General features: G+C 69.9%; 19 protein-coding genes and 1 tRNA gene. 15 read left to right on the forward strand and 5 right to left on the reverse strand.

Going from position 1 to position 17,418, the window contains the following annotated elements:
• Positions 1–14 precede the first annotated feature (14 nt).
• Entirely contained in the window at positions 15–1,133 is a 1,119-nt protein-coding gene (locus ACFT7S_RS14240; protein WP_382731100.1) for a cobalt-precorrin-5B (C(1))-methyltransferase, read from the forward strand.
• Between the two features lie 115 nt (positions 1,134–1,248).
• Here ACFT7S_RS14240 and cobM read toward each other — a convergent pair whose 3' ends face one another.
• The 4 genes from cobM to cbiE are packed head-to-tail and all read right to left on the reverse strand — an operon-like array spanning position 1,249 to position 5,355.
• Positions 1,249–1,998, reverse strand: coding sequence for a precorrin-4 C(11)-methyltransferase (gene cobM / locus ACFT7S_RS14245; RefSeq protein WP_382731103.1), 750 nt, complete (start codon positions 1,996–1,998; stop codon positions 1,249–1,251).
• 25 nt (positions 1,999–2,023) lie between these two features.
• A complete protein-coding gene (locus tag ACFT7S_RS14250; RefSeq protein WP_382731106.1) occupies positions 2,024–3,436 on the reverse strand; it encodes a zinc ribbon domain-containing protein in 1,413 nt (470 codons plus the stop codon).
• Positions 3,433–4,044: an IS607 family transposase gene (locus tag ACFT7S_RS14255; protein WP_382731109.1), complete on the reverse strand. Its 612-nt coding sequence runs from the start codon at positions 4,042–4,044 to the stop codon at positions 3,433–3,435. The genes ACFT7S_RS14250 and ACFT7S_RS14255 overlap by 4 nt, the downstream gene beginning before the upstream one ends.
• 45 nt (positions 4,045–4,089) lie before the next feature.
• On the reverse strand, positions 4,090–5,355 hold the full coding sequence (gene cbiE / locus ACFT7S_RS14260) for a precorrin-6y C5,15-methyltransferase (decarboxylating) subunit CbiE (protein WP_382731112.1): 1,266 nt from the start codon (positions 5,353–5,355) through the stop codon (positions 4,090–4,092).
• 204 nt (positions 5,356–5,559) lie between these two features.
• Here cbiE and ACFT7S_RS14265 point away from each other — a divergent pair, with 204 nt between their 5' ends.
• From ACFT7S_RS14265 to ACFT7S_RS14295, 7 genes are all read left to right on the forward strand, one after another.
• Positions 5,560–5,976 (forward strand): YciI family protein, encoded by a 417-nt coding sequence (locus ACFT7S_RS14265; protein ID WP_382731115.1) that lies wholly within the window; start codon positions 5,560–5,562, stop codon positions 5,974–5,976.
• Positions 5,977–5,986: 10 nt separating this feature from the next.
• Positions 5,987–7,219 carry an RNA polymerase sigma factor gene (locus ACFT7S_RS14270; RefSeq protein WP_382731117.1) on the forward strand — a complete coding sequence of 411 codons (1,233 nt, stop codon included), beginning with the start codon at positions 5,987–5,989 and terminating at the stop codon, positions 7,217–7,219.
• A 198-nt stretch (positions 7,220–7,417) separates the two neighbouring features.
• The gene (abc-f, locus tag ACFT7S_RS14275) at positions 7,418–9,049 is read left to right on the forward strand and encodes a ribosomal protection-like ABC-F family protein (protein ID WP_382731120.1); all 1,632 of its coding nucleotides are present in this window, start codon (positions 7,418–7,420) and stop codon (positions 9,047–9,049) included.
• Positions 9,050–9,104: 55 nt separating this feature from the next.
• Positions 9,105–9,743 carry an HhH-GPD-type base excision DNA repair protein gene (locus ACFT7S_RS14280; protein ID WP_382731123.1) on the forward strand — a complete coding sequence of 213 codons (639 nt, stop codon included), beginning with the start codon at positions 9,105–9,107 and terminating at the stop codon, positions 9,741–9,743.
• Positions 9,744–9,871: 128 nt separating this feature from the next.
• On the forward strand, positions 9,872–11,395 hold the full coding sequence (locus ACFT7S_RS14285) for a M28 family metallopeptidase (RefSeq protein ID WP_382731360.1): 1,524 nt from the start codon (positions 9,872–9,874) through the stop codon (positions 11,393–11,395).
• Positions 11,396–11,857: 462 nt separating this feature from the next.
• Positions 11,858–12,154, forward strand: a complete 297-nt coding sequence (locus ACFT7S_RS14290) for a type II toxin-antitoxin system VapB family antitoxin (protein ID WP_003955420.1) — start codon at positions 11,858–11,860, stop codon at positions 12,152–12,154.
• A gap of 141 nt (positions 12,155–12,295) precedes the next feature.
• Positions 12,296–12,892 (forward strand): LytR C-terminal domain-containing protein, encoded by a 597-nt coding sequence (locus ACFT7S_RS14295; RefSeq protein ID WP_382731361.1) that lies wholly within the window; start codon positions 12,296–12,298, stop codon positions 12,890–12,892.
• Between the two features lie 81 nt (positions 12,893–12,973).
• Here the strand turns inward: ACFT7S_RS14295 and upp are convergent, their stop codons facing one another.
• On the reverse strand, positions 12,974–13,609 hold the full coding sequence (gene upp, locus ACFT7S_RS14300) for a uracil phosphoribosyltransferase (protein ID WP_382731126.1): 636 nt from the start codon (positions 13,607–13,609) through the stop codon (positions 12,974–12,976).
• A 103-nt stretch (positions 13,610–13,712) separates the two neighbouring features.
• Here upp and ACFT7S_RS14305 point away from each other — a divergent pair, with 103 nt between their 5' ends.
• From ACFT7S_RS14305 to ACFT7S_RS14335, 7 genes are all read left to right on the forward strand, one after another.
• Positions 13,713–13,949, forward strand: a complete 237-nt coding sequence (locus tag ACFT7S_RS14305; RefSeq protein ID WP_382731129.1) for a hypothetical protein — start codon at positions 13,713–13,715, stop codon at positions 13,947–13,949.
• A gap of 204 nt (positions 13,950–14,153) precedes the next feature.
• Positions 14,154–14,720, forward strand: coding sequence for a hypothetical protein (locus ACFT7S_RS14310; RefSeq protein ID WP_382731364.1), 567 nt, complete (start codon positions 14,154–14,156; stop codon positions 14,718–14,720).
• Between the two features lie 81 nt (positions 14,721–14,801).
• A complete protein-coding gene (tadA, locus tag ACFT7S_RS14315; protein WP_382731367.1) occupies positions 14,802–15,230 on the forward strand; it encodes a tRNA adenosine(34) deaminase TadA in 429 nt (142 codons plus the stop codon).
• A 45-nt stretch (positions 15,231–15,275) separates the two neighbouring features.
• A tRNA-Ser gene (locus tag ACFT7S_RS14320) sits at positions 15,276–15,360 on the forward strand.
• A gap of 362 nt (positions 15,361–15,722) precedes the next feature.
• Positions 15,723–15,893 carry a hypothetical protein gene (locus ACFT7S_RS14325; protein ID WP_382731388.1) on the forward strand — a complete coding sequence of 57 codons (171 nt, stop codon included), beginning with the start codon at positions 15,723–15,725 and terminating at the stop codon, positions 15,891–15,893.
• Positions 15,894–15,902: 9 nt separating this feature from the next.
• The gene (locus ACFT7S_RS14330) at positions 15,903–16,196 is read left to right on the forward strand and encodes a Dabb family protein (RefSeq protein WP_382731132.1); all 294 of its coding nucleotides are present in this window, start codon (positions 15,903–15,905) and stop codon (positions 16,194–16,196) included.
• A gap of 187 nt (positions 16,197–16,383) precedes the next feature.
• Entirely contained in the window at positions 16,384–17,241 is an 858-nt protein-coding gene (locus ACFT7S_RS14335; protein WP_382731135.1) for an RNA polymerase sigma factor SigF, read from the forward strand.
• Positions 17,242–17,418 lie beyond the last annotated feature (177 nt).

The raw sequence follows: 17,418 nt of genomic DNA on the forward strand, positions 1-17,418 counted from the left end.
CGGATGGTCCATCCATGAGCAGTGAGGCGAAGGGCGGGCGCAGCGCCCAACTCAAACACACCGGTCTGCGGTCCGGGTGGACGACCGGGGCCTGTGCGACCGCCGCGGCCACGGCCGCGTACACGGCGCTGCTGACCGGCGACTTCCCCGACCCGGTGACGATCACACTGCCCCGGGGGCAGACGCCGTCCTTCGCCCTGGCGGTGGAGGAGCTGTCCGCCGACCGGGCCATGGCCGGGGTGGTCAAGGACGCGGGCGACGACCCGGACGTGACGCACGGGGCGCTGGTACGGGCGACCGTGCGCCGCTCCGCACCGGGTTCCGGTGTGGTGTTCCGGGCCGGCCCCGGCGTGGGCACGGTCACCCTGCCCGGGCTGCCGCTCGACGTCGGGGAGCCGGCGGTCAACCCCGTGCCCCGGCAGATGATGCGCGAGCACATGGCGCGGGTGGCTGCGGAGCACGGCGGCTCGGGGGACGTGGAGATCACCGTCTCCGTCGACCACGGCGAGGAGATCGCCCGCTCCACGTGGAATCCGCGCCTCGGCATCCTGGGGGGCCTGTCGATCCTGGGGACGACGGGGGTCGTCGTGCCGTACTCCTGCTCGGCCTGGATCGACTCGATCCGCCGCGGGGTGGATGTGGCCCGGGCCGCCGGTCACACGCATGTGGCGGGGTGCACCGGCTCGACGTCGGAGAAGACCGTGGTGGCGGAGTACGGGCTGCCGGAGATCGCCCTGCTGGACATGGGGGACTTCGCGGGTGCGGTGCTGAAGTACGTACGCAGGCACCCGGTGGACCGGCTCACGGTGTGCGGCGGCTTCGCGAAGCTGTCGAAACTGGCGGCAGGTCATCTGGACCTGCACTCGGCCCGCTCCCAGGTCGACAAGCCGTTCCTGGCGCAGCTGGCGCGGAAGGGGGGCGCGGACGACGCCCTGGCGGCCCGGATCGCCACCGCCAACACCGGTCTGGCGGCACTCCAGCTGTGCGCGGCGGCGGGCGTCCCCCTGGGCGACCTGGTGGCGGTGACCGCGCGCGACCAGGCACTGTCGGTGCTGCGCGGGGCGCCGGTGGCGGTGGACGTCATCTGCATCGACCGCGCGGGAACGGTGGTGGGTCGCAGCGGAGTGCGGTGACCGCTTCGAGCCCGTCCGGCGTTTGAGGACGGAACCCCGCCGGACCGGGCCCAGCAATCTCAGCCCGTCCGGCGATTGAGGCCCCTCCGGAGGGGCGGGCCCTCAGGCGCACGCCTCAGCACACGTGCCGGTCACGACCAGGCGAATACAGGTGGCTGTCCCGGAACTGCTCCGCCCCCAACGTACGGCCCACCATGATCACCGCGGTCCGGATCACCCCCGCCTCCTTCACCTGCTCCGCGATGGAGTCCAGCGACCCCCGCAGAATCAGCTCGTCGGGCCGCGACGCCATCGCCACCACGGCCGCCGGGCAGTCCGCCCCGTAGTGCGGCAGCAGTTCCTCGACCACCCGGTCCACGTACCGCGCCGCCAGATGCAGCACGATCAGCGCACCGCTGCGCCCGAGCGTCGCCAGGTCCTCGCCCTCCGGCATCGCGGTCGCCCGCTGCGCGATCCGCGTGAGGATCACCGTCTGGCCGACCGTCGGCACGGTCAGCTCCCGCTTCAGCGCAGCCGCCGCCGCGGCGAACGCCGGCACCCCCGGCACCACCTCGTACGGCACATCCGCCTCGTCCAGCCGCCGCATCTGCTCGTTGACCGCGCTGAACACCGACGGGTCGCCCGAGTGCAGCCGCGCCACGTCGTGCCCCGCCGCGTGGGCCCGTATCAGCTCAGCCGTGATCTGCTCGATGTCGAGCTGCGCGGTGTCCACGAGCCGCGCGTCCGCCGGGCAGTCGTCGAGCAGTTCGCGCGGCACGAGGCTGCCCGCGTACAGACAGACGGGGCTCGCGGCGAGGATGCGGGCGCCGCGCACCGTGATCAGGTCGGCCGCACCGGGGCCCGCGCCGATGAAGTACACGGTCATGTGTTGTCTGCTTCCTATTCGTTGCTCATTGCTGAGCAGATCGGATATTTCGCTCTCCGCACACGCATAGCGACTGTGTGCTGGAGTCCTGGTCCATCGGCAGTCGGGACCGTTGGCGCTCGTGCCGTTCCTGGATGATCTGCTTCACCCGCATGTGCGGGGTGTACAGCGTGATGTCGGGATCACTGTCTCGGTTCAGGATGGTGAGCGCACCGGCATGGTCTGCTTGCCACACGGCCCCGCACTCGGTGCAGTGAAGCCGGTCCCCTTTCCGGACACCAAGGATGTTCGTAAAGGGGACGACTTGTGACGTGTAAGCAGCGTTGACCAGCCGCACCGCAGAACCTCTGCGGTCCGACACGGCTCGAAGTGCTTCGGCGGTGACACCCTTGGTCCACGCCGCGAGCCTTCGGTTGGTGTTCTTCCCCAGCTTCTTCTTGCCGGCGAAAGTCTTGGTGAGGTCTTCGGCCACGATCACGGTGGCCTTGTCGGCTACCGCGTGTACAGCCTGGAAGGTGACGCTGCGGACGCACTGTTCCCATCGGGAAGACCTGCGGTTCCGCTTAAGGGTTCCGAGGTTGTTGTCCCGGATCCGCTGGGCCTTGCCCAGGTCGCCACGCTTCTCTGCCTTCTCCGCGAGAGCGCGGAGCTTTGACCTGCAGACGTTCTTAACCTTGCGGTGGTTGGACTCAGAGGTCAGCAGGTCGCCGAGCTGGGTGCCGTGGTGCTGTCCGTCGGAGTCGGTGAGGACTTCGGTGTATCCCTTGTCCACGCCGGTCGTCCTGGTGCCGCAGGGGCGCTGAGAAGATTTCATGTCGGCCGCGTCGATGGCGTAGTGCACCTCAACGCGCTTGTCCCGCAGGATCAGGCGCAGCGTCCCTGTGGGGGCCACCGTGGTGTTCAGCGGGATCTTGACGAGCTGCCGCCGTTCCAGGCCGGGCACCGCGAGCCAGATGTTCCCGCCCTCGGTGAGGGTGAAGGTCTTGTACTGGTCGGAGCGCACCACGATCTGATTGCGGGTCTTGTTACGGCCCCGCTTCCAGTGCTTACGCATGAGTCGGCACAGGTACGGGTCTGCGGTCCAGGTGTCGCGCTTGAGCGCCGTGTACAGGCGCTTGCGTTCCGTCTCGTCCTTAACGCGGCGGTCGATGGCGCGGCGCACGGGCACCTTGGCGGCTTCCCGGTTCGCGGTGATGCCGACGCCCGCGTCCCGGACGGTTTCCTTCCAGGCGTTCGCCAGCACATCGAAGGTGGCGGCGGTGCCGTTGGCCATCCACTGGTCACGGATGGTGCGGTCCTTGACTCCGACACCGCCTGTCGAGCCGTACTCGCGCCACACCTTCGAGCGCACCTGTCCGAGTCGTCGTGCCTGCTCTTCGAGCTGGCACGACTTCCCGGCATTGAGCTGCTTCGAGTAGGCGATGCGGGTGACCTTCACCGGCCACCACCGGACAGCTCGTCCTTGAGTGTCTTCTCGTAGCGGCGCAGCCCGTACAGGCGGCAAGAGAAGGTGTGCACGATGGCAAGGAGATCCTGGACCATCTCTTCCTGCGGGGACAGGGACTCCTGGTTGGCGACCAGAAACGTGCAGCCGTTCTTCGCGGACACGTGCTCCAGATACTCGAAACCGAACCGGGCAAGCCGGTCCTTGTGCGCGATCACCACCGTCCCCACCTCCCCTCGCTCGATCTGGTCCATCAGCGCCAGGAACTTCTTGCGTTTGAGGTCCATCCCGCCGCCGATCTCCTTGACCCACTCGTCAACGGCGAGACCACGGCCCCGGCAGAACTCCTCCATCGCCCCCACCTGCGAGGCGAGGTCGTCTCTCTGGCCGGGCGAGGAGACGCGGCAGTACACGACGGTCTTCCGGCTGGCCTCATCAAAACCGGGCTGGAGAACCTGACGCACGTCACCGTCCGTGAAATACCTCTGCCCGGTAGCAGTCCGCTTCGCGGTAAGACGCCCCTCTCGCTCCCACCGACGCACGGTGGAAGCAGAGCGGCCGACCCGCTTCGCGAACTCGCTGATCCGGTACATGCTGGCCACTCTAGACAACACTGAGCATGAGTAGGCAAGAATCAGTGCCTAGATTCACTCTCCTGAGCGTTTGCGTACGGACCACTGGGTTACGGGCATGGCCTGGCGCCAGCCGGTGAAGCCGCCGACCGGAACGGCATGGGCCACCGCCAGGCGCACCAACTCCCCGCCGTGCACCCGGTACCGCTCGGCGAGCAGCGCCTCGGATTCGAGGGTGACCGTGTTGGCGACCAGCCGGCCGCCGTCGGGCAGTGCGTCCCAGCAGGCGTCGAGCAGGCCGGGGACGGTGAGCCCACCGCCGATGAACACGGCGTCGGGCACGGGGAGTCCGGCGAGGACGTCCGGCGCCCGGCCGCTGACGACCCGCAGACCCGGCACCCCGAGCCGGTCCGCGTTGCGCGCGATGCGCAGGGCCCGCTCCGGGGCGCGTTCCACGCTGATCGCCCGGCAGGACGGCGCGGTCCGCATCCATTCGACGGCGATCGAGCCCGAGCCGCCGCCGATGTCCCAGAGGAGTTCACCGGGGGCGGGCGCGAGCGCGCCGAGCGTCGCCGCCCGGACATGCCGCTTGGTGAGCTGGCCGTCGTGCTCGTACGCCTCGTCGGGCAGCCCCGGTACGGCACCGAGCCGCAGGGCGTCCGGTGCGCGCCTGCACTCCACCGCGACGACGTTCAGCGGATCGCCCGCCGGATGCGCCCACGTCTCGGCGACCCCTTCCGCGCAGGATTCCCGCTCCCCGCCGAGCTGTTCGAGCACCCGCATCCGGCTCGGCCCGAAGCCCTGTTCGCACAGCAGGGCGGCCACGGCGGCGGGCGTGGCGGCACCGGCGCTCAGGACGAGCAGCCGGCGCCCGTCGTGGAGCGCGGCGGCCAGCCGGGCGGCGGGGCGGCCGACCAGCGTGACGACCTCGGTCTCCTCCAGCGGCCAGCCGAGCCGCGCACAGGCGTGGGAGACCGAGGACGGATGGGGCAGGACGTGCAGCGCTCCGGCCCCCAGCTCTTCGGTGAGGGTGCGGCCGATGCCGTAGAACATGGGGTCACCGCTGGCCAGGACGGCGACGGCACGTCCGGCGTGTGCGGCGAGCAGCCCGGGGACGGCCGGCCTGAGCGGCGAGGGCCAGGGCACACGCCGCCCCGCGCAGGACGCCGGGAGAAGCGCGAGCTGGCGTTCACCGCCGATCACGACGTCGGCCGTCAGAAGCGCCGTACGTGAGGCATCGGGCAGACCCGCCCATCCGTCGGCACCGATCCCCACGACGCTCACGGCACGCGAGGACTGAGGGGCGGATGGTTCGGACGGTATGGAGGGTGCGGAAGACAAGGCCGGTACCTCGGTGATCGGGGAAAGACGCAGCCGAACTCTACTGTCAGGACCCGCCGGGCACCCCGGCCGGACCCGGTGCCGCTCGGCCGCCGAGTGATTCCGGAAAGGCCTCCGCGCGGTGTCGAGAATCCCCGCCCGGTTCCGACGTCCCCTGTGAGAGCCGCCCACGGGGGGCGGCACCCCGACCGAGGAGAAGGAATCATGAAGTACCTGGTGATGGTGCAGGGCTCGCAGGCCGACTACAACGCGATGAGCGGCAAGGCGTCCGCGCAGAGCCCGGCCTGGAGCGAGAAGGACGTGCAGGACATGTTCGCCTTCATGCAGGGGATCAACGACGACCTCGCGGAGACCGGGGAGATGGTGGACGGCCAGGGACTGGCCGAACCCGCGAAGACCCGCTTCGTCGGTCTCGGTGACGACGGGCGGACGGTGATCACGGACGGGCCGTACGGCGAGACGAAGGAACTGCTCGCCGGGTACTGGGTCCTCGACTGCGAGAACCTGGAGAGGGTCACCGAGATCGCCGCACGCATCGTGCGCTGCCCGCAGCCCGAGGGCGCGCCCGTGTACCCGGTGGTGATCCGGCCGATCGACGAGGGCCCCGGAGAGAAGTCCTGAAAGGCGCCGTGTGAGACGTACGACCGAGGTCGAGGATCTGCTGCGCCGGCATGCGCCGCAGGTCCTCGGCGCGCTCGTACGGCGGTACGGACACTTCGACGCGGCCGAGGACGCCGTACAGGAGGCACTGCTCGCGGCGGCCCGGCAGTGGCCGGCCGACGGGCTGCCGGACAATCCACGCGGCTGGCTGATCAGGATCGCCTCGCGCCGGCTGGCCGACCAGTTGCGCAGCGAATCGGCGCGGCGCAGGCGCGAGGAGACGGCGGCGGCGCTCACCCCCCGGGACGCGTTCACGGCCCCGCCGCCCGGCGAGAGCCGCGCCCCGTCCGAGGACGACACCCTCACCCTGCTCTTCCTGTGCTGCCATCCCGCGCTGTCCCCGGCGGCGCAGGTCGCCCTCACCCTGCGTGCCGTGGGTGGTCTGACCACTGCCGAGATCGCCCGCGCCCATCTGTTGCCGGAGGCGACCATGGCGCAGAGGATCAGCCGGGCGAAGCAGAAGGTGCGGGGCACACCGTTCCGGCAGCCGGTGCCCGAGGACCGTGACCATCGGCTCGCCGTCGTGCTCCAGGTGCTCTACCTGATCTTCAACGAGGGTCATACGGCGACCTCGGGCCACGATCTGCACCGTGCGGACCTGGCCCGCGAGGCGATCCGGCTGACCCGTTCCGTACGCGGGCTCCTGCCCCGGGAGGGCCGGGTGACGGGCCTGCTGGCCCTGATGCTGCTCACCGAGGCCCGTAGTGCGGCCCGCAGCGGACCGCACGGTGAACTGATCCCGCTGGACGAGCAGGACCGCACCCGCTGGGACCGCCACGCGATCGCGGAGGGCACCGCCCTGGTCGCCGAGGCTCTGTCCGAAGGGCCTGCCGGGGCCTACCAGGTGCAGGCGGCGATCGCCGCACTCCACGACGAGGCCGAGCGCGCCGAGGACACCGACTGGCCGCAGATCCTCGCGCTGTACGACGTCCTCGTACGGCACGCGTCCGACCCCATGGCCGAGCTCGGCCGGGCGGTCGCCCTCGCCATGGTGCACGGCCCCCGCGCCGGGCTCGCGGAGATCGACGCGCTGGAGGACCGGCTGTCGGGCCACCACCGGCTGGATGCCGTACGGGCCCATCTGCTGGAGAAGGCCGGGGACCCGGACGGGGCCCGCGCCGCCTACGAACGGTCCGCCGCCCGCACCCTGAGCGAGCCCGAGGCCCGCTATCTGCGCATGCGGGCGGCCAGGCTGCCGCCCTGACACCAGCGGGATCATCGGCACCTCGCCCCCGATCAGCCACGACAGCACCACCTGGCACGAAGCAGCCACGAAGGACGCACCGTGCCTCCGCGAGACGAAACGTCTTGCCGACATCGCATCAGTGGAGTACGTTTCCTTAACGAGACGCAACGTCTCGTCTAGATATCACACCCCTGTCGCCCACGAAAGAAGTCGCCCTTGCACCCGGTCCCGACCACCACCGCCACCACCACCGCCCCCCTCCTCCTCACCGAGGTCTCCAAGCGTTACGGCGACCGCACCGTCCTCGACCGGGTCACCCTCACGGTCCGCCCCGGCGAACGGATCGGCGTCGTCGGGGACAACGGCTCCGGTAAATCGACGCTGCTCCGGCTCCTCGCGGGCCGCGAACAGCCGGACAACGGCACCGTCCTCGTCACCGCCCCCGGCGGCACCGGCTACCTCCCGCAGGAACCCGGCCTGCCCGCCACCGCACTGGTCGGCGACGCCATCGACCTCGCGCTGGCCGAACTGCGCACGATGGAACGCCGCATCCGCGAGGCCGAGTCGGCCCTGCGCCACGCGGGCCCCGCGGAACTGGCGGCGTACGGGGACCTGGTCACGGCGTACGAGGCGCGCGGCGGTCGCGACGCGGACCGCCAGGTCGAGATCGTGCTGCGCAGGCTCGGCGAACGCGTCGCACCGGACCGCAGCCGTCCGCTGGCCACCCTCTCCGGCGGGCAGCGTTCCCGGCTGGCCCTCGCCGCGACCCTCGCGGGCTCCCCCGAACTGCTGCTGCTCGACGAACCGACCAACGACCTCGACGACGAGGCGGTCGACTGGCTGGAGCAGCATCTGCTCGCCCACCGGGGCACCGTCGTCGCCGTCACCCACGACCGCGCCTTCCTGGACCGGGTCACGACCACCGTCCTGGAGGTCGACGAGGCACAGCACACCGTCGCCCGCTACGGCAACGGCTATCAGGGCTTCCTCACCGCGAAGGCCGCCGCACGGGCCCGCCGGCACCGGCAGTACGCCGAGTGGCGCGAGGACCTCGCCCGGCACTCCGCCCTCGCCGAATCGAACATCGGGCTGCTCTCCGCCATCCCCCGCAAGGCACCAGCTGCCTTCAGCGGCGCGGGCGCCTTCCGGGCCCGCTCACGGGCGCACGGCGCGATGAGCCGTATCCGCAACGCCCGCGAACAGGTGCACCGGCTCACCGAGAACCCGGTGCCCCCGCCCCCGGAGCCCCTGCGGTTCACCGGCAGCATCCGGAGCCTGACCGCCGGCGGGACCGAGCTGACCGGAGTGCGCGTACCGGGCCGGCTGACCCTCGACGCCCTGCGCATCGAACCGGGCGGGCGCCTCCTGGTGACCGGCCCCAACGGAGCGGGAAAGTCCACCCTGCTTCAGGTACTCGCCGGTGAACTGGTCCCCGAACGGGGCACGGTCCGCCGCCCCGACGGCATCGGCTTCCTCCGCCAGAACACCGCGCTCCCCGACGACGACCGCACCGTGCTCGCCGCCTTCGCCGCCGCCCGGCACCACAGCGACCCCGAGGAGGCCGCCGCCGAACTGCTCCCGCTCGGCCTGTTCCGTACGAGCGACCTGGCCACCCCCGTACGCGCACTCTCCACCGGCCAGCGGCGCCGGCTCGAACTGGCCGTCCTGGTCAGCGCCCCGGCCGGCCTCCTGCTCCTCGACGAGCCGACCAACCACCTCGCTCCCGCCCTGGTCGAGGAGATCGAAGCGGCCCTGGCGCAGTACACCGGCACGCTGGTGGTCGTCACGCACGACCGCCGGATGCGCGCCGCGTTCGAGGGCGGCACCGGCTCCCGCCTGGAGCTGTGAGCCAACGGCAGCAACCCGACTCGCAGACGTTCCCCGCTCTCGTGATGATCAAAGAATGACCAAGAGCAACAACAGCAAAGACGTCACCCTGCGGATCGCCCAGCAGCCCGAGGCGGACGAGCTCCTCGGCCGCAGCGCGCTCGCCGCTCTCGTCGGCATGCTGCTGGACCAGCAGGTGCCGATGGAGTGGGCTTTCACCGGCCCGTACACCCTGGCGCAGCGGATGGGAGGCGACGATCTCGACGCCCACGAGATCGCCGCCCACGACCCGGACGCCTTCACCGCTCTCTTCACCGAGAAACCCGCACTGCACCGGTATCCCGGCTCCATGGCCAAGCGGGTGCAACAGCTGTGCCAGTACCTCGTGGCGGAGTACGACGGCGAGGCAAGCGCCGTATGGGCGGACGCCGCGACCGGGGCCGAGCTGCTGGAACGGCTGAACGCACTGCCCGGATTCGGCACCCAGAAGGCGCAGATCTTCCTCGCACTGCTGGGCAAGCAGTTCGGTGTACGGCCCACGGGCTGGCGGGAGGCGGCGGGAACGTACGGCGAGCCCGGCTCGCACCGCTCGGTCGCCGACATCACCGGTCCCGAATCGCTCGCCGAGGTGCGCGCATACAAACAGGAGGCGAAGGCAGCGGCGAAGAAGGCCGCGGGCGCCGGCGCGTCCAGGAAGCCCGGAGCCAAGAAGTGATCACGAACAAGCCACACAACTGATCACAACGGGCCACAGCAGTTCCCAGATGTCACTGCACTCGCTAGCTTTCGTGCACATCTGTTCACACCGGAAGGACTCCTGTGCACGCAACTCGTCGCAGAGCCATGGCTGTTGTGGCCGCCACCGCACTGGCCACACCGCTCCTCCTGGGCGCATCCCCGCACCAGGGGCAGTCCTCGCACGACCCCGCGAAGGACGCGGCCAAGCTGGCGCGCAAGCTGGTGAAGCGCTCGTCCGCGGACGACGCGTACCGGCACCTCCAGCGGTTCCAGGCGATAGCCGACTCCGCGGACGGCCACCGCGCGGCCGGTTCCCTGGGCCATGACGCCTCCGCCGCGTACGTCTACCAGCTGCTCCGGAAGGCCGGCTACGACGTCAGTTACGAATCCTTCGACTTCATGTACACCGAGACCCTCGCCGAGAAGCTCGCCGTCGTCTCGCCCACCCCGCGCGACATCACCATCAAGGCGATGACGTACACGAAGTCCACCAAGGTCGGCGGCGTACAGGCGGCCCTCGTCGCCGTCCCCCTCGACGGCACCACCGGCTGCGAGGAGGCGGACTACGCCTCGGCGAACTTCACCGGCAAGATCGCGCTGATCAAGCGCGGCGGCTGCTCCTTCGCCCAGAAGCAGGCGACCGCGGCCACCGCCGGAGCGGCCGGAGCGGTCATCTACAACAACGTCGATGGCGTGCTCTCCGGCACCCTCGGCGACGTCGAGTCGGGGAAGATCCCCACCGGCGGACTCACCCTGGCCGAGGGCGAGAAGCTCGCCGCGGACCTGGCCAAGGGCGAGGTGACGGTCGCCTTCGAGATCCGTGAGTTCCAGGAGGAGCGCACCACGCGCAACGTCATCGCGGAGACCCGCGGCGGCAACGCGGCGAAGACCGTGATGCTCGGCGCCCACCTGGACTCGGTCACCGAGGGCCCCGGCATCAACGACAACGGCTCCGGCTCGGCCGGCCTCCTCGAAGTCGCGCTGGAACTCGCCAAGACCCACCGCACCCCCGCCAACAAGGTGCGTTTCGCCTGGTGGTCGGCGGAGGAGAACGGCCTCCTGGGCTCGGAGGCGTACGTCGCCGCGCTCACCGAGAAGCAGCGCGAGCAGATCTCGCTCTACCTCAACTTCGACATGATCGCCTCGCCTAACGGTGTGCAGTTCGTCTTCGACGGCAACAACTCCGACGGCGTGGGCGAGGGCCCCGGGCCCGAGGGTTCCGCGCAGCTGGAGCGCGACATCAACGACTTCCTCGACGGGAAGGGCCAGGCGCACGAGGGCACGGACTTCACCGGGCGCTCCGACTACGGCCCGTTCATCGAGGTCGGCATCCCGTCCGGCGGTACGGACACCGGCGCCGAGGGCATCAAGACAGCGGCCCAGGCGGAGAAGTTCGGCGGCGAGGCGGGCATCGCGTACGACCCCTGCTACCACGCCGCCTGCGACGACATCGACAACATCGACATGGGCCTGTTCGACACGAACATCGACGTGATCGCCAACGCCGTGGGCACTTACGCCTACGACCTGCGCTCGCTGACCCGTCCGGTCCCGGCCGACCCCACGACCGGTGAGCCCGGCAGCGGCGGCGGCCTCCGCGAGGGCCACGCGCACGGCGTCACCGAGTAGGACCGACCGGCAATTGGGGGGTGGGAGAAGGAGCGGGGCTGGGTGCGTGCAGCTGCAAGGCGGAGGATTGAGCCAACGCGATGGGGTCTCCCCTGCTCGAGCGGAGCCGAGAGCTTGGGGAGTTGGTGATTGACGACAACGCCGCAGATGTGCGTGCCCAGCCCCGCGACGCCGCCCCCCAATTTGCCGGTCGGTCTAACCCCGCACTCCGGGGCGTACGTCCCGAGTTGCCCGGTACCCGGGGCGTCGACGGCCACCGGCACGCCGCGGGCGGAGCACCACCCGCCCGCGGCCGTGCCGCTCCCGGCACCTTTCGGGGGAACCGGCCGCACCGTCGGGCGAACCCGCCCCGCGTCCGCCACGGCAGAGCGCTCCGCCTTCGGGGGTTTTGCCGGTTTCGGCCGGCATCACAGTCCCCGTCCCCGGCTGCGCCCGGAGCCCCTTGCCCGGTAGGCTTTCCGTGTGATCTTCAAGCGCATCGGAAATGGGCGGCCATATCCCGACCACGGCCGGGAAAGCACCCGACAGTGGGCGGATGTCGCCCCGCGTCCGGTCCGCCTCGACCAGCTCGTGACCACCAAGGGTCAGCTGGACCTCGAAACCCTGCTCGCCGAGGACTCCACGTTCTACGGCGACCTCTTCGCCCACGTCGTGAAGTGGCAGGGCGACCTCTACCTCGAGGACGGACTGCACCGCGCGGTCCGCGCGGCGCTCCAGCAGCGCCAGGTGCTGCACGCCCGCGTCCTCGAACTCGGCTGACCCCTCCGCCGCCACCCGTGGCCCTCTTCGGACCTTTCGGGTGCTTTCCGGCTCATGTGGGTGCAATCTATTGATCATTTAGTAGGCATCATCACTTGGTCGCACTACGCTTTGCCCATGAGCATGCTCACTCCCCCCGGCATGGGCGGAAAGTACCGCATCACGGGCAGCACGTACCCGCGGATGCGCCGCCCCCGTCACCGTCGCAGGCTGGTCCTGGCGGCCGTCGCCGCAGTGGTGGCCCTCGGCCTGGCCGGCTGGGGCACGCTGCAGCTCATCGACGTCTTCACCGGCGGCGACGAGAAGGCCGTCGCCGCCGACCACAAGAAGAAATGCGCCGCGCCCAAGCCGACGACACCCGCGAAGGCGCTGCCGAAACCGGCCGGCATCAAGGTGAACGTCTACAACGCGACCCCGCGCAGCGGGCTCGCCAAGGCCGCGGCCGACGAGCTGAAGAAGCGCGGCTTCACCATCGGCAAGGTGGGCAACGCCCCCGCCGCGTACGACAAGAAGGTCCCCGGCCCCGGGATGCTGCTGGGCGCCCCGACGGCCGCGGACGGCTCGTTCACGGTGCTCGGCACGCAGCTGCCTGGCAGCAGGCAGGAGACGGACGCCCGCAAGACGGCGGACGTCGACCTGATTCTCGGTACGAAGTTCAAGGCGTTCAACACGCGCCGGGCAGCCGCCACAGCCCTGACCGCCCTCACGAAGCCGGCTCCGGCCCCGTCGTCCTGCTGACTCCGGAAAGCCATCGGGGCGGGCCCCCGCATCCCGCGGAACCCGCCCCGTCACAGCCTCGGACCGGCCCCAGTGCGTGTCCTAGTCCGCCGTGCCGTACATCCGGTCGCCCGCGTCGCCCAGCCCGGGCACGATGTAGCCGTGCTCGTTGAGCCGCTCGTCGACCGAGGCGGTGACCACGGTGACCGGCGTGCCGGCCAGCTCGCGCTCCATGACCTCGACGCCCTCGGGCGCCGCGAGCAGCACGACCGCGGTGACATCGTCCGCCCCGCGCTTGATCAGCTCCCTGATGGCCGCGACCAGCGTGCCGCCGGTGGCCAGCATGGGGTCCAGGACATACACCTGGCGCCCCGAGAGGTCCTCGGGCATCCGCGTCGCGTACGTCTCCGCCTGGAGCGTCTCCTCGTTGCGGATCATGCCGAGGAAGCCGACCTCGGCGGTCGGCAGGAGCCGCACCATGCCGTCGAGCATGCCGAGACCGGCGCGCAGGATCGGTACGACGAGGGGCCGGGGGTGCGAGAGCTTCACGCCGGTCGTGGGCGTCACCGGGGTCACGATGTCGACCTGCTCGGTGCGCACATCCCTGGTGGCCTCGTAGGCGAGCAGGGTGACCAGCTCGTCGGCGAGACGCCGGAAGGTGGGGGAGTCGGTGCGCTTGTCGCGCAGCGTGGTGAGTTTGTGCGCCACCAGCGGGTGGTCGACGACATGAATGCGCATGCCGTCAACAGTAGCCGGGCCTCCCGGCACTCCGCGCTGGCATCAACCACCTGTTCGGAGGGAAGGTGGTGGCATACGGACCCAGCATTGGGGTGGTGTGTCGATGGCGGACGGCGAGCAGCCGAAACGGGCACGAGCCGCACGTGTCCCACCGGACGCGCCGGGCGACGCGCCGGACGCACCGGGCATCCGGGAGAGTGAGACGTCGCGCCGCAGGCGCCGCGCCCAGTTCCTCCGTGAGCTCCACGAGGCCAAGCAGCTGCGCGACCGGGTCCAGCCGCGCAGGGCCCGTGCGGCCCGGATGCGCCAGGCCATGCGCATGCGTACGTTCCGCTGGTGACGGGCGCTCTACGCGCCGGTGGACCGGCCTCGGCGTACCGCCGCCGAGCAGGTACTCCGGCAACTGATGGCCGACGCAACGGTCGAAGACGTCTCGCTCCGCCGCTGTTTCTGCCACGATGCCGATTGGGCGGGCACAGAGCAGCCGGAACAACGGCTGCCCTCCCGTCGGACCGATTCACCTATGACAAGTGGGAGAGTCACGGTGTACTTCGCCGCACTGCTCGCGCGCACCGAAGACGGGTGGGAAGCGAGCGACACGGAGCTGGACGATGTGGAGACCCTGTCCGATCTGACCGATCTGGCCCGGGACGCCTCTGTGGACGAGGACACGGTCCTCGTCTACATCGAGCAGGAGGACGCCTGGTTCGGCGTCGTCCGGGTGGACGGTGAGGAGGACCCCCGTATCTACGTCTCGGACGCGTCCGCCGCCGCTCGCTCCTCGTACGGGGAGATCCTGCTCACCGACGAACTGCTCGGCCGCGAACCGGGGGCCGAGGACGAGATCGCCGCACTGGAAGAGCTCGTCGACCTCGGCGGTACGGAGGACGGCGAGCCGGAAGTGTCCGAAGCCGTGGACGGCCGGGCGGAACCACTGGCCGACGACGACGACATCCCTCTCGACGCCGTACCCTCGGGGCCGCTCGGCGACCTCGGGCTTCTCGCCGATTTCGGCCTTTCGGAGAAGGAGCTGCTGACCCTGCGCACCGATGCGCTGGTGGAGATCGCGGACGCGCTGGGAGCGGCCGAGGTCATGGAGTCCGTCCGTTAGGGTCCGCGGGTGAACGCACCACCACCCCCACCCTCCTCACCGCCTCTCCACGACCCGGTACGGGACCCGTGGCAGGCACCCATGCGCCATGCCCTGGCCGAGGCCGCGCAGGCGGCGCTGACCGGCGATGTGCCGGTCGGCGCCGTGATCCTCGGCCCCGACGGCTCGCTGCTCGCGACGGGCCACAACGAACGCGAGGCGACCGGCGACCCGACCGCCCACGCCGAGGTGCTCGCCATCCGCCGGGCCGCCGCCGCGCTCGGCGAGTGGCGGCTGTCCGGCTGCACCCTGGTCGTCACCCTGGAACCGTGCACGATGTGCGCGGGCGCCCTCGTCCAGTCCCGCATCGGCCGGGTGGTCTACGGGGCACGCGACGAGAAGGCCGGAGCCGCCGGTTCGCTCTGGGACGTCGTACGGGACCGCAGACTGAATCACCGGCCCGAGGTCGTCGCCGGAGTGCTGGAGGAGGCGTGCTCCGCCCAGCTGACGGCCTTCTTCCGCGCGCTCTGAGATCTGATTTCTGATCACGGCCCGGGATGGTCTAAGCTCTCTCTCGGTAGCGTGTCCGAGCGGCCGAAGGAGCTCGCCTCGAAAGCGAGTGTGGGGAAACTCACCGAGGGTTCAAATCCCTCCGCTACCGCTCATAACGAAGGGCCCGACGCATCGCGTCGGGCCCTTCGAGCGTTCCGGGTGATGAGAGTGCCCGGAACGACCGGGGAGATCAGGTCGGGGGAAGCGGCATCGGGGGGACAAGCCGCTTCCCCCGGTGAGAACAGGGCCCTCGCCCTGCGGATTCCTGCCGGATCCGCCGGGCTCGTTGTCCATCCTGCCTCCGCACGAAAGCCGCATGGCCGGGCGAAGGACCCCGATGGCAGGGCCCTGGGCCCTTGGTCCTTAAAGGCCACATCAGCGTCTGATCCCTGATCGGAAACATCTTCTGGATACGGCCATTCGTGCGGCTAGAATCGCCCGACCGTGCAGGGGAGCGAAACGGGAGAGGCAGTGACTGTGGTGCAAGCGAAGAAGATCGTGCTCTACATGGTTTCGGTCTTCGTGCTGTACACGATCATCACGTCCCCCGAACGGGCCGCTGATCTTGTCCAGGTAGGGTTCGAAGGCATTGCGAGTGCCGCCACGGGCGTCGGTGACTTCATGTCCGAGCTCATCAAGTAGGAGAACCCGATGATCCGTCACCTGGTCCTGTTCAAGCTGAACGAAGGCGTCGAACGGGACGAGCCGCGGGTCGTCGCCGGCGTGGAGGCCTTCCAGGAGCTGGCCGGGCAGGTCCCGGAGCTGGAGTTCTGGGAGTGCGCCTGGAACATCACCGACCGGCCGATCGCGTACGACTTCGCGATCAATTCGGCGGTCGGCGACGAGGACGCGCTGAAGCGCTACATCGGGCATCCGGCTCATCAGGCCGCGGCCGGACAGTGGCGCGAATTCGCCACCTGGGTGATCGCCGACTACCCGTTCTGACGCACGAGGACCCTTGGTCCGCCTGGCCCCTCACCACTCAGGTGAGGGGTTTTTCTGTGCGTTTAGACCAACTTGTTCTCAACACGGCTATAAGCGGTGCTTGCACACAGTGGACATGTCTTGTGATGCTATGACCGCTTTTGACGGATGAGTTGACCGTAGTTGACCGCAAAGGGGTGGCGTCACCGTGCCGGCCAGTACAGCGCCTCAAGTGCCTCCCCAGAACGTCCAGACCGACGACATCCAGACCGAGACGCCCGATCCCACCGCGCCCACCCGAACCCGGGGCGCGGACACCAGGGCCCTCACGCAAGTGCTGTTCGCCCGGCTCAAGGGGCTGGAGCCGGGCTCTTCCGAACACGGCAGGGTCCGCGCGGCCCTGATCGAGGCGAACCTGCCGCTCGTGCGGTACGCCGCGGCCCGCTTCCGCAGCCGGAACGAACCGATGGAGGACGTCGTCCAGGTCGGCACCATCGGCCTGATCAACGCGATCGACCGCTTCGACCCGGAACGCGGCGTCCAGTTCCCGACCTTCGCGATGCCGACCGTGGTCGGCGAGATCAAGCGGTACTTCCGGGACAACGTACGGACCGTCCACGTACCGAGGCGGCTCCACGAGCTGTGGGTCCAGGTCACCGGCGCCACCGAGGACCTGACGACCGCTCACGGCCGCTCCCCCACCACGGGAGAGATCGCCGAGCGGCTCAAGATCGCGGAGGACGAGGTGCTCGCCTGCATCGAGGCGGGCCGCTCGTACCACGCGACCTCACTGGAGGCCGCACAGGAGGGTGACGGACTGCCAGGGCTCCTGGACCGGCTCGGGTACGAGGACCCGGCCCTCGCGGGCGTCGAACACCGCGATCTCGTACGACATCTGCTCGTCCAGCTGCCCGAGCGCGAGCAGCGCATCCTGCTGCTGCGCTACTACAGCAATCTGACGCAGTCACAGATCAGCGCGGAATTGGGCGTTTCCCAGATGCATGTGTCAAGACTGCTGGCCAGAAGCTTCGCCCGACTTCGATCCGCAAATAGGATCGAGGCGTAACCGGATCGGGTAGACCGTGCCCCATCCGGTTCAGGCGGCGTAAAAGCCTCATACCCCCTGCTTCCTGCGCAGACATGGCGCATACTTGTCGACATGTCACTACAGCGTGTTGCCGACATGTGACATTCTGCTGGAAGCGCGTTTGCCGCAGCCTCCCCTCCGGTATTCAGGTGGAGG

The sequence above is a fragment of the Streptomyces sp. NPDC057136 genome, assembly GCF_042670885.1.
Taxonomy (GTDB): Bacteria; Actinomycetota; Actinomycetes; order Streptomycetales; family Streptomycetaceae; genus Streptomyces.

Excerpts from the sequence above, each read along its gene's own strand:
- ACFT7S_RS14240 (WP_382731100.1), top strand. The coding sequence starts at position 15 with ATGAGCAGTGAGGCGAAGGGCGGGCGCAGCGCCCAACTCAAACACACC.
- cobM (WP_382731103.1), bottom strand. The coding sequence starts at position 1,998 with ATGACCGTGTACTTCATCGGCGCGGGCCCCGGTGCGGCCGACCTGATC.
- ACFT7S_RS14265 (WP_382731115.1), top strand. The coding sequence starts at position 5,560 with ATGAAGTACCTGGTGATGGTGCAGGGCTCGCAGGCCGACTACAACGCG.
- ACFT7S_RS14280 (WP_382731123.1), top strand. The coding sequence starts at position 9,105 with ATGACCAAGAGCAACAACAGCAAAGACGTCACCCTGCGGATCGCCCAG.
- ACFT7S_RS14285 (WP_382731360.1), top strand. The coding sequence starts at position 9,872 with ATGGCTGTTGTGGCCGCCACCGCACTGGCCACACCGCTCCTCCTGGGC.
- ACFT7S_RS14295 (WP_382731361.1), top strand. The coding sequence starts at position 12,296 with ATGGGCGGAAAGTACCGCATCACGGGCAGCACGTACCCGCGGATGCGC.
- upp (WP_382731126.1), bottom strand. The coding sequence starts at position 13,609 with ATGCGCATTCATGTCGTCGACCACCCGCTGGTGGCGCACAAACTCACC.
- ACFT7S_RS14305 (WP_382731129.1), top strand. The coding sequence starts at position 13,713 with ATGGCGGACGGCGAGCAGCCGAAACGGGCACGAGCCGCACGTGTCCCA.
- tadA (WP_382731367.1), top strand. The coding sequence starts at position 14,802 with ATGCGCCATGCCCTGGCCGAGGCCGCGCAGGCGGCGCTGACCGGCGAT.
- ACFT7S_RS14330 (WP_382731132.1), top strand. The coding sequence starts at position 15,903 with ATGATCCGTCACCTGGTCCTGTTCAAGCTGAACGAAGGCGTCGAACGG.